This window comes from Flavobacterium sp. (assembly GCF_043720215.1).
Taxonomy (GTDB): domain Bacteria; phylum Bacteroidota; class Bacteroidia; order Flavobacteriales; family Flavobacteriaceae; genus Flavobacterium.
Genome location: NZ_JAYSSZ010000073.1, coordinates 1 through 14822, shown reverse-complemented (window position 1 = coordinate 14822; position 14822 = coordinate 1). Strand labels below are relative to the sequence as shown.

Annotated in this window: 14 protein-coding genes and 1 pseudogene; 10 read left to right on the top strand and 5 right to left on the bottom strand. The window is 32.1% G+C overall.

The window, feature by feature from the left end; translation table 11 throughout:
* The 8 genes from metG to ACHZC3_RS03310 all read left to right on the top strand — a co-directional run.
* On the top strand, window positions 1–2027 hold a 2027-nt coding region (metG, locus tag ACHZC3_RS03345; RefSeq protein ID WP_394758462.1), incomplete at its 5' end, for a methionine--tRNA ligase.
* 6 nt (window positions 2028–2033) lie between these two features.
* Window positions 2034–3509, top strand: a complete 1476-nt coding sequence (locus tag ACHZC3_RS03340) for a hypothetical protein (RefSeq protein WP_394758461.1) — start codon at window positions 2034–2036, stop codon at window positions 3507–3509.
* A complete protein-coding gene (locus ACHZC3_RS03335; protein WP_394758460.1) occupies window positions 3510–4199 on the top strand; it encodes an HAD family hydrolase in 690 nt (229 codons plus the stop codon).
* 9 nt (window positions 4200–4208) lie between these two features.
* The gene (locus ACHZC3_RS03330; RefSeq protein WP_394758459.1) at window positions 4209–4832 is read left to right on the top strand and encodes a CatA-like O-acetyltransferase; all 624 of its coding nucleotides are present in this window, start codon (window positions 4209–4211) and stop codon (window positions 4830–4832) included.
* A 97-nt stretch (window positions 4833–4929) separates the two neighbouring features.
* A complete protein-coding gene (locus ACHZC3_RS03325; protein ID WP_394758458.1) occupies window positions 4930–5340 on the top strand; it encodes a BrxA/BrxB family bacilliredoxin in 411 nt (136 codons plus the stop codon).
* 77 nt (window positions 5341–5417) lie between these two features.
* Window positions 5418–6155 carry a lysophospholipid acyltransferase family protein gene (locus tag ACHZC3_RS03320; protein ID WP_394758457.1) on the top strand — a complete coding sequence of 246 codons (738 nt, stop codon included), beginning with the start codon at window positions 5418–5420 and terminating at the stop codon, window positions 6153–6155.
* Between the two features lie 54 nt (window positions 6156–6209).
* Window positions 6210–7199 carry an acyl-ACP desaturase gene (locus ACHZC3_RS03315; protein ID WP_394758456.1) on the top strand — a complete coding sequence of 330 codons (990 nt, stop codon included), beginning with the start codon at window positions 6210–6212 and terminating at the stop codon, window positions 7197–7199.
* 72 nt (window positions 7200–7271) lie between these two features.
* Entirely contained in the window at window positions 7272–7916 is a 645-nt protein-coding gene (locus tag ACHZC3_RS03310; RefSeq protein ID WP_394758455.1) for an HD domain-containing protein, read from the top strand.
* Between the two features lie 212 nt (window positions 7917–8128).
* On the opposite strand, the gene ACHZC3_RS03305 is transcribed toward ACHZC3_RS03310, so the two are convergent.
* The 5 genes from ACHZC3_RS03305 to ACHZC3_RS03285 form a co-directional block, all read right to left on the bottom strand.
* A complete protein-coding gene (locus tag ACHZC3_RS03305; RefSeq protein ID WP_394758454.1) occupies window positions 8129–8911 on the bottom strand; it encodes an enoyl-CoA hydratase/isomerase family protein in 783 nt (260 codons plus the stop codon).
* A 3-nt stretch (window positions 8912–8914) separates the two neighbouring features.
* Window positions 8915–10390, bottom strand: a complete 1476-nt coding sequence (locus ACHZC3_RS03300) for an ATP-binding protein (protein ID WP_394758453.1) — start codon at window positions 10388–10390, stop codon at window positions 8915–8917.
* Complete coding sequence (locus tag ACHZC3_RS03295; RefSeq protein WP_394758452.1) at window positions 10390–10944, bottom strand: CopD family protein; 555 nt, start codon at window positions 10942–10944, stop codon at window positions 10390–10392. The genes ACHZC3_RS03300 and ACHZC3_RS03295 overlap by 1 nt, the downstream gene beginning before the upstream one ends.
* 34 nt (window positions 10945–10978) lie before the next feature.
* Window positions 10979–11998 carry a ferrochelatase gene (gene hemH, locus ACHZC3_RS03290; protein ID WP_394758451.1) on the bottom strand — a complete coding sequence of 340 codons (1020 nt, stop codon included), beginning with the start codon at window positions 11996–11998 and terminating at the stop codon, window positions 10979–10981.
* Window positions 11999–12085: 87 nt separating this feature from the next.
* On the bottom strand, window positions 12086–12958 hold the full coding sequence (locus ACHZC3_RS03285; protein WP_394758450.1) for a helix-turn-helix transcriptional regulator: 873 nt from the start codon (window positions 12956–12958) through the stop codon (window positions 12086–12088).
* Between the two features lie 229 nt (window positions 12959–13187).
* On the opposite strand from ACHZC3_RS03285, the gene hemA reads away from it, so the two are divergent.
* Entirely contained in the window at window positions 13188–14441 is a 1254-nt protein-coding gene (gene hemA / locus ACHZC3_RS03280) for a glutamyl-tRNA reductase (protein WP_394758449.1), read from the top strand.
* Window positions 14438–14822, top strand: a pseudogene (locus ACHZC3_RS03275) (hydroxymethylbilane synthase); the annotation flags it as partial. The gene hemA and the pseudogene ACHZC3_RS03275, both read left to right, overlap by 4 nt.

The following is a 14822-nucleotide window of genomic DNA, read 5'->3' as shown; positions in this document are numbered from 1 at the left end:
CTTATACAAACGGACCTATTCACATTGGGCATTTGGCAGGTGTTTACGTGCCTTCGGACATTTATTCACGCTATTTGCGTTTGCAAGGAAAAGATGTTGCGTTTATGTGCGGAAGCGATGAACACGGCGTGGCGATTTCGATGAAAGCCAAAAAAGAAGGTATCACGCCACAAGAAGTGATTGATAAATACGATGGAATTATCAGAAAATCATTTATCGATTTCGGTATTTCGTTCGATAATTATTCGAGGACTTCGGCAAAAATTCACCATGATACGGCTTCGGAATTTTTTAAGAAATTGTATGACAAAGGTGATTTTATCGAGGAAGTAACCGAGCAATTGTACGATGCCAAAGCCGATCAGTTTTTGGCGGACAGATTTGTGGTTGGAACTTGTCCAAAATGTGGTAACGAAGAAGCTTATGGCGACCAATGCGAAAAATGCGGGTCGACCTTAAATGCTACGGATTTAATTAATCCTAAATCGACCATTACAGGTGAAACCCCGATTATGAAATCTACGAAACACTGGTTTTTGCCTTTAGATCGTTATTCAGATTTCCTTACCAAATGGATTATTGAGGGTCACAAAAATGATTGGAAACCTAATGTTTACGGTCAAGTAAAATCTTGGATTGATGGCGGATTAGAACCTCGTGCCGTTACTCGTGATTTAGATTGGGGAATAGATGTTCCCGTGGCTGGTGCAGAAGGAAAAAAATTATATGTTTGGTTCGATGCGCCTATTGGTTACATTTCTGCAACCAAAGAATGGGCAGCTCGTGAAGGAAAAGATTGGGAACCGTATTGGAAAAATGATGATACTAAACTGGTTCATTTTATAGGAAAAGACAATATTGTTTTTCACTGTATTATTTTCCCAGCGATGCTAAAAGCGGAAGGAAGTTTTATCTTACCAGACAATGTACCTGCCAATGAATTCTTGAATTTAGAAGGGAATAAATTATCTACTTCAAAAAACTGGGCCGTTTGGTTGCACGAATATCTAGAAGATTTCCCAAACCAGCAAGATGTTTTGCGTTATGCGCTTACCGCCAATGCTCCAGAAAGTAAAGACAATGATTTTACTTGGAAAGATTTCCAGGCGAGAAATAATAATGAATTAGCTGCCATTTTCGGAAACTTTATCAATCGTGTGGTGGTTTTAACCAATAAATATTACGAAGGAGTTGTACCAACACCTAACCAATTTTCGGAAGTAGATGAAGCAACGTTAACCGAATTGAAAGCTTATCCAGCCGTAATTTCCAGCTCGATAGAAAGATACCGTTTCCGTGAAGCTTTGGGAGAATTAATGAATGTGGCTCGTTTAGGAAACAAATATCTAGCAGACGAAGAGCCTTGGAAAATGGTAAAAACCGATCCAGAACGTGTAAAAACTCAAATGTATGTGGCTTTGCAAATTGCTACCGCTTTGCGTGTTTTGTGTGAGCCTTTCTTACCGTTTACTGCTGAGAAATTAAATAAAATGCTAAAAATTGATTCTAAATTAACTTGGAATGATATTGCTACAAATTCAGATTTGATTATTGCAGGACACAAAATTGGCGAAGGAGAAATATTATTTGCACAAATAGAAGACGAACAAATTCAAAAACAAATAGACAAATTGGAAGCTACAAAAACGGCTAATATTGCCGAAAACGCAGTCCCGATAGCTATCGGGACTCAAAAAGAACTAATCCAATACGATGATTTTGCAAAAATGGATTTGCGTGTCGGAACAATCATTGAGGCAGAAAAAATGCCAAAAGCAAACAAATTATTAGTACTAAAAATAGATACTGGAATCGATGTTCGCACTATTGTTTCAGGAATTGCCGAAAGTTTTTCGCCAGAAGAAATCATAGGAAAACAAGTAACTGTTTTAGTGAATCTAGCACCAAGAGCTTTGCGTGGTGTAGAAAGCCAAGGTATGATTTTGATGACCAATTTACCTGACGGAAAATTAGCTTTTGTAAATCCTGATGTTGTAGGTGTAGGGAATGGGGAAACTATAGCTTAAGAACTCATGAAGAAAATATTTTTGTTGTTGTTAGTCTTAGCTAACGTAGTTTATTCTCAAGATATAGTAAATCAATTTGATATTACGTTAAAGTCAAATAGAGATGTTTTTCAAATAGTAAAAGATTCTACAAAAGAAGTTAATTTATTTATTAGTGATAGAAAAAAAGTAACTTCCTTTCTTTTGGATTCTAAATTAGAAATTAAGGATTCTATTTCTGGTACAAGACCTGAGAAAAAACATAAAGACATATTAGGGTATTCAACTTCAAATAATATTTATACAATATATTGGTCTACATCTAATAAAAATCAACTTTTTTATCAAACTTTTGATTTTATAAATAAGAAAGTTATAGGTAATACGATTGAGTATAATTCTTCTGGTTTAAATGAGAAACATTTACAATATTTTACTATAAATGGGAAATTCTACACATTAAAACTAAGTATTGATGAGCATTGTTTAAAACTTTATGAATATTTAGGAAGTGATATAAAAGAGTTTAGAATAGATACAAGCGAAATGAAACTGTATAAGTCAAATAACGAATTATCAGACATATATTTTGTTTTACAAAAATCTTTAGGTGAATTTGAAATTAATGGAGGTGGTATTTTTGAAGGTCAATATTCCTTAACCAAAATTGACTTTACAACCCCAACAACTTTAACTGAAGCAGCAAAAAAAAGAAAAATATATGCAACGAATAATGAATTGTTAATTACCTTAGACTTTAATGATTCAAAGACTCAAATTATAAAAATTGATTTATCAACTAAAAAAGCCACGCTTCAAGAAATAAATAAGTCAATAGAAGTATACGAAATAGGAAGTGATTTAAAATCTAATTCATTTATAATAGAAGACAAAATTTTCCAATTAATCGTCACATCAAAAAAATTAGTATTATCACAAAAGGATATGACTGGGAATATTATTAAAGAATATGTTATTAACGAAAATGATAAATTTAGCATTAAAAACTCTCCTTTTATTAGGGAAAACCTTATGGGCAGTGAAAGAGAATTAGAAACAACCGCTCAATTTATTCGAAAAATAGTGAGGTCAAATGTTGGTATTGCAGCTTATAATCTAAATGGAAATTATTTAGTTACAATCGGAAGTGTATCAGCCGAAAAAAGTGGAGGTTATGGTCCACAAATGGGTGGTTTTGGGATATTGAATGGAAATTCGCCACTAGGTAGCGGTTTTTATGTTCAGCCTGTTAATTTTACGATGAATAGTTTTAATAATTATAAAAGCAGAAGATCAATTTCAACAAATTGTCTTTTTAATAATGAGTTAATTCATTTATCCGATAAAATTAAGGACATTGCTTTTGATAAGATTAAAAACTATGAAGAAAAATATAGTTTGTATATAGAATCCCCAACTCTTTTTAAGTTAGAAAATGAGTTTATATATGGTTTTTATAACGCTTCGACACATAAATATTCTTTCTATAAATTTGCAAACTAAATGAACCTAAAAGTAATCGCTTTCGATGCCGACGACACATTATTCGTCAACGAACCGTATTTTCAAGAAACGGAACATAAATTCTGTGCTCTGATGGAAGATTATTTGTCTCATCAAGGATTATCGCAAGAATTGTTTAGAGTAGAAATTGAAAATTTAGATTTGTACGGTTACGGAATAAAAGGTTATATTCTGTCGATGATTGAAGCTGCGATGAAAATTTCTAACAATACTATTTCGATAGAAATTATCGAAAAAATAATAGATCTTGGTAAAGAATTACTGCAAAAACCAATCGAGTTGCTTGATGGAGTTGAAGAAACTTTAGAAGCTTTAAGCGGGAAATACAAACTCATTGTAGCTACAAAAGGTGACTTAAAAGACCAACAAAGCAAGCTGCATCGTTCGGGTTTGGGACATTATTTTCATCATATTGAAGTCATGGCCGACAAACAAGAAATCAATTATCAGAAATTATTAACGCGTTTAGAAATAAATGCTGATGAATTTTTTATGATTGGTAATTCATTGAAAAGTGACGTTTTACCTGTTTTGGGAATTGGTGGTTATGCGGTTCACATTCCTTTTCACACCACTTGGGAACACGAGAAAATTAGTCATAAAGTAGAGCATCCAAACTTTAGAACATTAGAAAAAATTACTGATGTTTTGCCAATTTTATTGAAGTAATTTTCAAAAATGAAACAAAAACTAAACCTAGATACTTGGAACCGAAAGGAACATTTCTTGTTTTTTAAACAAATGGAAGAGCCTTTTTTTGGCATCACAACTACCATCGATTGTACGAATGCTTACGATAAAGCAAAAGAGTTAAACTTTTCATTTTTTGCCTATTATTTACACAAAACATTAGTCGCAGTAAATGCTATCGAAAATTTTCGATACCGAATAATTGAAGATGAAATTTACATTTTCGATACTGTTGATGCTTCTGCAACCATTATGCGTGAAGATAAAACTTTTGGTTTTTCACTAATAGAATATACGAACAATATAAACGATTTTGCCGAAATAACTAAAAAAGAAATCGCCAGAATACAAAACACAACGGGACTTATTACTCGGGATTTTGAAGAAAATTTAATACATTTTTCGGCATTGCCTTGGCTAAATTTTACTTCTTTTTCTCACGCTCGAAGCTTTACTTGGCCAGACAGTTGTCCGAAAATTTCCTTTGGAAAAATGATGGATGAAAATGGCAAAAAAACTATGTCGATGTCGGTTCATGTTCACCACGGATTAATGGATGGTTATCATATTAGTCAATTTGTCAATTTGCTTCAAGAACTTATGAATGCTTAATTTTTTTAGTCGATAGTTAAAAAACTACTAACTTCTCTATTACTTCCTTCCAAACTTTGTAACTTTGTATCTCAATAACATTTTTAATACAAAAATTATGTATCCAGAAGAAATGGTAAAACCAATGCGTACTGAATTAACAGAGGCTGGTTTTCAAGATTTATATAGCGCCGAAGCAGTAGAAACTGCTTTAGCAAAAGAAGGAACTACACTTGTGGTTGTAAATTCAGTTTGTGGTTGTGCAGCAAGAAATGCACGTCCAGGAGCAAAAATGAGTTTAGACGGAGCAAAAAAACCAAATCAGTTACTTACTGTTTTTGCAGGTGTAGATAAAGATGCGGTAGATGCAGCTCGTAAACACATGTTCCCTTTCCCTCCATCATCGCCTTGTATGGCTTTGTTTAAAGACGGAGAGTTGGTTCATATGTTAGAGCGCCATCATATAGAAGGTCGCCCTGCCGAACTAATTGCCGAAAACCTAAAAGATGCTTACGCGGAATTTTGTTAATTAAAAAAGAAAGATTACAAACCACGTTTAGTCGTGGTTTTTTATTTTGATATAATTTTTGCGCCAAACTTTATAAAATGGAAAAAATAATTTCTTACCCTATTTCATTTATATACGCTTTCTTTTTTTTATTAACCCTAGCCATTTTTCATCCTATTCAGTGGGTTTGTTTCAATGTTTTTGGTTATCAAGCACATAAAAAAAGTGTTGATTGTATGAGTTTTTTCTTGATAAAATGCACCAATATTTTAGGAACAACGTACACGTTAAAAAACAAAGACCTTATTCCAAAGGGGGTTCCTGTTATTTTTGTTGCCAATCATCAGAGTTTGTATGATATTATCGGAATGATTTGGTATTTAAGATCTTTTCACACTAAATTTGTCAGTAAGAAAGAATTAGGAAAAGGAATACCGAGTGTTTCTTATAATTTACGCCATGGTGGATCTGTTCTTATCGACAGGAAGGATCCTAAACAAGCTTTACCTATTATAAAAGGTCTAGCAGAGTATATAGAAAAACACAAACGTTCGGCAGTTATTTTTCCTGAAGGAACACGAAGTAAAAATGGGAAACCAAAAGAATTTGCACAAAGTGGATTAAAAATTTTGTGTAAATACGCTCCTTCTGCTTATGTTGTTCCTATTACAATTAATAATTCTTGGAAAATATTAAAATTTGGTTCTTTCCCAATGGGCTTAGGAAGTAAATTAGAGTATATAATTCATGAACCTATTGCTGTCAAGGATTATCCATTTGATGAATTAATGACAAAAACGGAAAAAGCTGTGATTCAATCAATAAAATATAACTAGATTTAATGATTTAGGAGAAATCTGAAATCTGAAATCTGAAATCTAAAATTAATAATGTCTACAAAAAACATACGTCTAGAAGTAATGCAATTTCTAGAAAATAAAATTGACGGATTTGTTGACCAATATTTAATTCCAATAGAAAAAATATGGCAACCAACCGATTTTTTACCTAATTCAGAAAGTGAAACATTTTTTGAAGAAGTAAAAGAATTACGAGAAATCGCAAAAGATTTACCTTATGATTTTTGGGTAACTCTTGTGGGCGATACTATTACAGAAGAAGCTTTGCCAACCTATGAATCTTGGTTAATGGACGTAGATGGAGTTGGTCAAGTAGAAAACAATGGTTGGTCTAAATGGGTTCGTCATTGGACTGGAGAAGAGAATCGTCATGGTGATTTACTAAACAAATACTTGTACTTGTCTGGTCGTGTAAACATGCGTGAGATAGAAATGACTACTCAACATCTTATTGCCGATGGTTTCGATATTGGAACGGGACGAGATCCTTACAAAAACTTTGTTTACACTAGTTTTCAGGAATTAGCAACATATATCTCACATAATAGAGTAGCACAATTAGCTAAAAATTATGGAGATAATAAATTATCAAAAATTTGCAAAATGATTGCTGGTGACGAAATGCGTCACCATCATGCTTATTCAGAATTTGTAACTCAAATTTTTAAAGTGGATCCAAGCGAAATGCTTTTGGCATTTAATTATATGATGAAGCAAAAAATCGTTATGCCTGCACAATTTCTTCGTGAATCTGGAGAAAAAATTAGCTCAGCATTTTTGCATTTCTCAGATTCTGCACAACGAATTGGTGTTTATACAGCAAACGATTATGTAGAAATTATGCAAAAATTAATAGACAAATGGGAAATAGATAAACTTTCGGGTCTTACTGACGAAGCTGAAAAAGCACGTGATTATTTGATGAAATTGCCTGCAAGAATGGCAAAAGTATCTGAAAGAATGATTATTCCTGCTGAATCTCAAGTTTTTAAATGGGTACAACCAGCTTTAATAGGATAAAAGACATTGAGATAATAGAAAATAGACTAAATCCTTTCCCAAAAGAAAGGATTTTTTTGTAAAATACAGATAATGACAATAATAGACAAAACCATCCTGTTTGTAAAACAAAAACTAGAAAATGCCGAAGGCGGACACGACTGGTTTCATATAGAACGGGTGTATAAAAATGCAATTCTGATTGCTAAAGATGAGAAATGCGATGAAATTGTTGTAAAATTGGGCGCATTATTACACGATATTGCGGATAGTAAGTTTCATAACGGAGACGAAACTGTTGGTCCAAAAGTGGCTAGAGAATTCCTAGAATCTGAAGGAGTTTCGGAAGAAATAATTAATCACATCATTAATATTATTGAAAATATTTCTTTCAAAGGCGGGAATTTTGATAAGAAATTTACATCAAAAGAATTAGAAATTGTACAAGATGCTGATAGACTAGATGCTATTGGAGCCATAGGAATTGCTAGGACTTTCAATTATGGTGGTTTCAAAAATCGTCAGTTATACAATCCAGAAATTCTTCCAAATCTTGCTATGAGCAAAGAGGAATACAAAAATTCGGAATCGCCAACATTGAATCATTTTTACGAAAAATTACTTTTGCTAAAAGACAAAATGAATACCGAAACTGGTAAAAAAATAGCCCGAGAACGTCACCGTTATATGGAAACTTTTCTTGAGCAATTTTATATGGAATGGAATGGGGAACGATAGTTTGTCAGTATTTATTCTAAAACAAAAAATATCTAGTTTTTACCATATAAGTCATATAAGGTCATTTAAGTTAGAATGAAAAGCAGACTTATGCGTTCTTCTATGCCTTATATGGTTAACTTTTTCATTAATTATTTTATAATAATATGATAATACGATATCAAATTATTATAATGAAATGATATTTAAAAAAGCGAAAAGTCTTATAAATGCTATTTCCCTGTAAACACCGCTCTTCTTTTTTCTAAAAATGCAGTGGTTCCTTCTTTAAAATCATCGGTAGTAAAACATTCTCCGAATGCTCTAATTTCTACATCAAAACCATTGATACCATCTTTGTAATTGGCATTTATAGCTTCAATAGCCTTAGAAATAGCAGCTGGCGAATTTCTCATAATTTTATCGGCTAGTTGGCTATAGGTAGCAAACAAATCGGCTTGCGGAACCACATGATTCACTAAGCCATAAGCTTTTGCAGTTTCTGCATCAATCATTCCCGCAGTCATAATCATTTCCATAGCACGACCTTTACCAACCAATTGTGGCAAACGTTGTGTACCGCCATAACCAGGAATAACGCCTAGTGATGTTTCTGGTAATCCCATTTTTGCATTGTCTGAAGCGATACGAAAATGACAAGCCATGGCTAATTCTAGTCCTCCACCCAATGCAAAACCATTAACGGCTGCAATTACAGGAGTTTTCATATTCTCTACAAAATTGAATAAGATTTCTTGCCCTTTAGCTGCTAACATTGCTCCTTCCTTATCGGAAAAATGAGCAAATTCTGAAATATCGGCACCAGCCACAAATGCTTTTTCTCCACTTCCTGTTATAACAATCACTTTTACTTCAGGATTTGTATCGATTATTTTTAAAGTTTCGTACAATTCCTGAATCGTAGCTTTGTTTAATGCGTTTAATTTTTCTGGACGATTAATAAAAATCGTTGCGATTCCTTTTTCGTGCTCTAAGATAATACTCTCTAATGCCATGATTTATTGATTTAGTATTGGTAATGAAACTATGAATGTTGTTCCTTTATTTATTTTAGATTCAAAAGTAATTGTTCCTTGATAATTTTCAATTATATTTTTTATAATTCCTAAGCCTAACCCCATTCCACTTGATTTTGTGGTAAATTTTGGTTCGAAAATTCGTTCGAAATCTTCAACTGCGATTCCTTTTCCATTGTCTGAAACAGAAATAATTGCATTGTTATTTTCCATTTTTACTATGACTTTTATACTTTTTTCATCTTGTTCTTCAGGAATAGATTGAATGGCATTTTTAACTAGATTAGTTATAATTCTAATGAGTTGCGTTCTGTCTATTTTGGTAATAATCTCTTTAGAATCTGAGGTAAACTCGATATAATCTTCGTTAAAAATATCAAGAGTCAAATGCACAACTTCAACAACATTAAGTGTTTCATTTTGTTGTGCTGGCATTGATGCAAAATTAGAAAAAGCGGAAGCCACAGCGCTCATCGTGTCTATTTGTTGTATTAATGTTTTTGAATAATCGTCTAGTTTCTGATTAATGTTTTCGTCGTTTGGATCAAATTTTCGTTGAAAACTTTGCACAGTTAAGCGCATTGGTGTCAACGGATTTTTTATCTCGTGTGCTACTTGTTTTGCCATTTCGCGCCAAGCTTCTTCTCGTTCGCTTTGGGCTAGTTTATTTGCGCTTTCCTCGAGTTCATCAATCATTTTGTTGTATGATTTTACCAATCGATCTATTTCGTAACTATTGCTTACCAATTCTATTTTTTTGTTTTTTTCTGTCAAACTTGTTTCAGTAAGTTTGTCGGAAATCATTTTTAATGATTTTGTTATAAATCGAGATAAATAATACGCTAGAAAAATTGAAATTATAAACATCGTAAAATATACTAACCCGAAAACGGACAAGAAATTTTGCAATTCGTTTTTATAAAAAGAATCGTCTTCTTTGTATGGTAATTTGATTATTCCGATAGGTTTTTTTTCAATATAATCCATCAAATAGCTGTAGGAAGAACGGTATTTATCACCTTCTCTTTCTGTGAGTGTTACAAATCTTTTTTCGTCAGAAAGTTTAATTTTATCAAGAATATTTTGAGGAATTAGTGGTGCAATTTGTCCTTTTATTTGTGGTGCATTTGAACTAATTAATAATCTTCCGCTCAAGTCGTAAAAGTTAATTTCCAGATTATGAATATCTGAAATTTCCAAAATTCTATCTCTAAAAATGGCTGGAATGTTTAGGGTAATTAACGGATGTGGTGTTTTAGAAAGTATGTAAATAATATGCTCTTTTATCTGATTTTCTTTTCGTTGCAATCTTTCTTGGTGGTATTCTTGACTTTCAATTCCGAACTGAATTATAGACACAGAGGCAATTAATATAGAAGAAATAAGTGTAATAAGAATCATGGCAAGAAAAATTCTTACCCGAAGTGATAATTGCTTAACAGAGAAAAGTGTATTCATTAAGAGTTATTTTTTTCTCTAATTTTTTTATAAAATTTATATCCTAGCATTATTAGTGTCGAAAATAAAAAGATTCCAATTACACCATAAATCCAATTAAAAGCGTCTTTTAACACTACTAAAAACACGACCGAAAAAAGTATAATAGTAGCACCCTCGTTCCAAATCCTAAAAAAATTAGATGTATGTTTTAGTTCATTTTTTTGCAATTGCAAAACTATTTGATGACATTTCAAATGGTATAAATACAACACAAAAACAAAGCCAAGTTTTACGTGCATCCAAGGCATTTTGAGCCATGCATTTCCTAAATCTGTAAAAAACAACATCCAGAAAGCAAAAACACTAGTAAAAATAGCAGATGGCCAAGTAATAATATACCACAACCTGTAGGTCATGAGTTGGTATTGCTTTATTAAAATTTCTTTCTCCGGCGAAGGCTTCAGATTAGCTTCGGCGTGATATACAAACAGTCTTACAACATAAAACAATCCTGCAAACCAAGTAACCACAAATATGAGATGAAGTGATTTTAAGTAGTTGTATATTTCCATTTTTAAATCTATATATTTATCCGTCTATTATCTTCTAGTCTTTTTTCTGAAAATTCTTAATCCAATCCGCTACAACATCACACCATTCATCTCCATCATTCATACAAGGAATTGCCATAAATTCTTCTCCTCCATGTTCTTTAAATTGATGATTTGCTTCCATGGCAATTTCTTCTAATGTTTCTAAACAATCGGATACAAAAGCTGGAGTCACTACTGCTAATTTTTTAATTCCTTTTTCTGGCATTTTGTTTATTTCAACATCTGTATAAGGTGTTAGCCATTTGTCACCTGCCAAACGTGACTGAAATGTTTGACTGTATTTTTCTTCAGCAATCCCCAATAATTTTACCACTTGTTTTGTGGTTTCGTAACACTGATGACGGTAACAAAATTCATGTGCTGGCGATGGTGTATTGCAACAAGAACCATCAATAGTACAATGTGATTTAGTTATATCAGTTTTACGAATATGTCGCTTCGGAATTCCGTGATATGAAAACAATAAATGATCATAATCAAAAGAATCTAAATGTTTTTTTATCGAATTAGCTAAGGCTTTTATATAATCCGGTTTGTTGTAAAATGCAGGAACAATCGTGAATTTCATTTCAGGAAAATGTTCCTTGCGTAATTCTTCTGCAAGCACTAAAATAGTAGTCGTAGACGCCATCGCGTGTTGCGGATATAAAGGAAAAAGCATCACTTCATTTACGCCTTTGTCATGTAATTCTTGTAATCCTTTCAGGATAGACATGGTTCCGTATCTCATGGCTAAAGCAACAGGAATATCTATTTTTGCTTGAACTTTCTTATGCATGCGCTGAGAAATAACAACTAAAGGTGATCCTTCTTCCCACCAAATTTTAGCATAAGCTGCTGCTGATTTTTTTGGTCTTGTTTGTAATATTATACCTCGAACCAATAAAGCGCGTAATAAAAATGGAACATCTATAACGTATTTATCCATCAAAAATTCGTCTAAATATGGTTTTACATCTTTTGGTGTTGGGCTTTCTGGGGATCCTAGATTTACAAGTAATACTCCTTTCATTGGTGTTATATTTTTTATAAAAGTAATAATTCTAACTTTTTTTAATTTATGATTAACAATTATTTATTGGTTGTTTTATTCAAATAATTATGTGTTTGGATTTATAGACATTAAATATTTTTTTGGTGTTGTAGCGAATTTCTTTTTAAAGGCCGCAATAAAGTGACTTCCAGTGCTATAACCAATTTTTAGCCCAACTTCATTTACATTATACGATCCTGAATCTAGTAATTTACGAGCGTGTTCCATTTTGTGATCAAATAAAAAACCGTAAACGGTATCGCCGTATATTTGTTTGAAACCCATTTTTAGTTTTTTTAAATTCAATCCAATTTCATCAGCTAATTCTTGTAAACCCGGAGGTTCGGCCATATTAGCAATAATGATTTCTTTGGCTTTTTTTATTTTTAAAACATTTTCTTCATCAATTAAAAACGGACATTGCTCTGCATTTGGGTCTTCGGAACGGTTAAAAAACAAACTCAACAATTCGTAACCTTTACCTTTATAATATAAATTTTTTATAGATGGATTCAAGTTGTAATGAAACATTTGATTTAAGACAATTGCCATCGATGGAGAAATATTTTCTTCGCCATAATATTTCTTATCTCTATTTTCGTCACTCAAAAACGGAATATGCTCGGTATCGGCAGAAAATAAGCCATGAAATTTTTTGATAGAAACCAATATAGAAATTAACCACGATTTTGGCCCAATTTCTAGGTGCAACGGCAATTCTTTTTGCGGATTATAAAACAACAATGACTTTTCTTCTTTCAAGTCTAAAGTGTAATTTCCTTGATTGAAGATAAATTTTGCATTGCCTTTTAATCCGAAATGAAACTGAATTAATCCGTTATTTACCTGACGTTCAAAGGAAATCATCTCATCAGTATCATTCTGAAAACGAATTAAAATAAAATCATCATCAATCTTTATTTCTTCAGGTGAACTCATAGCGATGTTTTTTTATTAGTTTTTGATGAAATTATATTTTATTTATTTAGAATTGTTCTAAATAAATAATTTCATACGCCTTGATTTTAATACAAAAATAAGAGAAATAACGATAAAAATCTATTTTTTAAAGTAAAATTCTCATAGCGACACAAATTGACCTTCTAGCGTTACTTTTATAAATTGTATAATAATACTTTTGTGTAACTTTTTGAATAAAGTGACAATTATGGAGAACAATACAATTTCGAAGCACACTTCTTTTTATGCCATTGGCCTAAATTACAAAAAAGCTGATGCCGAGATGCGTGGTAAATTTAGTATTGATGCACAATCTAAATCGAACTTATTACAACAAGCAAAAACCGAAGGAATAGAAAGTCTAATCGTTACTTCAACTTGCAACAGAACCGAAATTTACGGTTTTGCACAACATCCGTTTCAACTTATCAAGTTACTTTGTGAAAACTCAAATGGAACTGTTGAAGATTTTCAGAAAGTAGCTTACGTATACAAAAATCAAGAAGCGATATCTCACTTATTTAAAGTAGGAACTGGTTTAGACAGTCAGATTCTTGGTGATTTCGAAATTATTAGCCAAATAAAAATTGCCTTTACAGAAAGTAAAGCTCTAGAACTAGCTAATTCTTTTATGGAAAGATTAGTAAATGCGGTCATTCAAGCTAGTAAAAGAATAAAAACAGATACCGAAATTTCATCTGGAGCGACTTCGGTTTCATTTGCTTCAGTTCAATACATTATGAAAAATGTAGAAAATATTGGCGAAAAAAATATTTTGCTTTTTGGCACAGGAAAAATAGGAAGAAATACTTGCGAAAATTTAGTAAAACATTCTAAAAATGAGCACATCACTTTAATAAATCGAACTAAAGATAAAGCTGAAAAACTTGCTGGAAAACTTAATTTGATTGTAAAAGATTATGCCGATTTGCATATCGAATTACAAAAAGCCGATGTTTTAGTAGTGGCAACTGGTGCGCAAAATCCAACAATAGACAAGGCTATTTTAAATCTAAAAAAACCATTATTGATTTTAGATTTATCGATTCCGAAAAATGTAAATATTAATGTGAATGAATTAGAAAATGTAACACTCGTGCATTTAGATGATTTATCTCAAATTACTGATGAAACTCTCGAGAACAGAAAGCTGCACATTCCTGCTGCACAAGCTATTATTGAAGAAATAAAAGACGAATTTATAGCTTGGATGAATGGGAGAAAATATGCTCCAACAATTCATGCTCTCAAAGCAAAATTGAATACAATTAAAGAAAAAGAGCTGACCTTTCAAAGAAAAAAATTATCAAATTTTGATGAAGAACAGGCTGAACTTATTAGTAATCGCATTATTCAAAAAATAACCAATCATTTTGCCAACCATCTCAAAGACGAAGAAACAATGGTCGACGAAAGTATCGATTGGATTCAGAAAGTTTTCCAAATAGAAAAAGCCAAATAATGACTAAAATAATTCGCATAGGAACTCGTGATAGTGAATTAGCACTTTGGCAAGCACATCATGTTGAGAAAATGTTAAACGATTTGGGTTATAAAACCAAAATTGTAGCGGTAAAATCCCAAGGAGATATCATTCTCGACAAACCACTTTATGAACTCGGAATAACAGGAATATTTACAAAAACATTAGATATTGCTATGATAAATGGTGATATAGATATTGCTGTTCATTCTATGAAAGACGTTCCAACCGCTTTACCACAAGGAATTGTGCAAGCGGCAGTTTTAGAAAGAGCCAATGAAAAAGATATTTTAGTTTATAATAACAATCTTGATTTTCTAAATAAAGAAGGAATTATAGCCACCGGAAGTTTGCGAAGAC

Excerpts from the sequence above, each read along its gene's own strand:
- ACHZC3_RS03330 (WP_394758459.1), top strand. The coding sequence starts at position 4,209 with ATGAAACAAAAACTAAACCTAGATACTTGGAACCGAAAGGAACATTTC.
- ACHZC3_RS03310 (WP_394758455.1), top strand. The coding sequence starts at position 7,272 with ATGACAATAATAGACAAAACCATCCTGTTTGTAAAACAAAAACTAGAA.
- ACHZC3_RS03325 (WP_394758458.1), top strand. The coding sequence starts at position 4,930 with ATGTATCCAGAAGAAATGGTAAAACCAATGCGTACTGAATTAACAGAG.
- ACHZC3_RS03335 (WP_394758460.1), top strand. The coding sequence starts at position 3,510 with ATGAACCTAAAAGTAATCGCTTTCGATGCCGACGACACATTATTCGTC.
- hemH (WP_394758451.1), bottom strand. The coding sequence starts at position 11,998 with ATGAAAGGAGTATTACTTGTAAATCTAGGATCCCCAGAAAGCCCAACA.
- ACHZC3_RS03320 (WP_394758457.1), top strand. The coding sequence starts at position 5,418 with ATGGAAAAAATAATTTCTTACCCTATTTCATTTATATACGCTTTCTTT.
- ACHZC3_RS03305 (WP_394758454.1), bottom strand. The coding sequence starts at position 8,911 with ATGGCATTAGAGAGTATTATCTTAGAGCACGAAAAAGGAATCGCAACG.
- ACHZC3_RS03300 (WP_394758453.1), bottom strand. The coding sequence starts at position 10,390 with ATGAATACACTTTTCTCTGTTAAGCAATTATCACTTCGGGTAAGAATT.
- ACHZC3_RS03285 (WP_394758450.1), bottom strand. The coding sequence starts at position 12,958 with ATGAGTTCACCTGAAGAAATAAAGATTGATGATGATTTTATTTTAATT.
- ACHZC3_RS03315 (WP_394758456.1), top strand. The coding sequence starts at position 6,210 with ATGTCTACAAAAAACATACGTCTAGAAGTAATGCAATTTCTAGAAAAT.
- hemA (WP_394758449.1), top strand. The coding sequence starts at position 13,188 with ATGGAGAACAATACAATTTCGAAGCACACTTCTTTTTATGCCATTGGC.
- ACHZC3_RS03340 (WP_394758461.1), top strand. The coding sequence starts at position 2,034 with ATGAAGAAAATATTTTTGTTGTTGTTAGTCTTAGCTAACGTAGTTTAT.
- ACHZC3_RS03295 (WP_394758452.1), bottom strand. The coding sequence starts at position 10,944 with ATGGAAATATACAACTACTTAAAATCACTTCATCTCATATTTGTGGTT.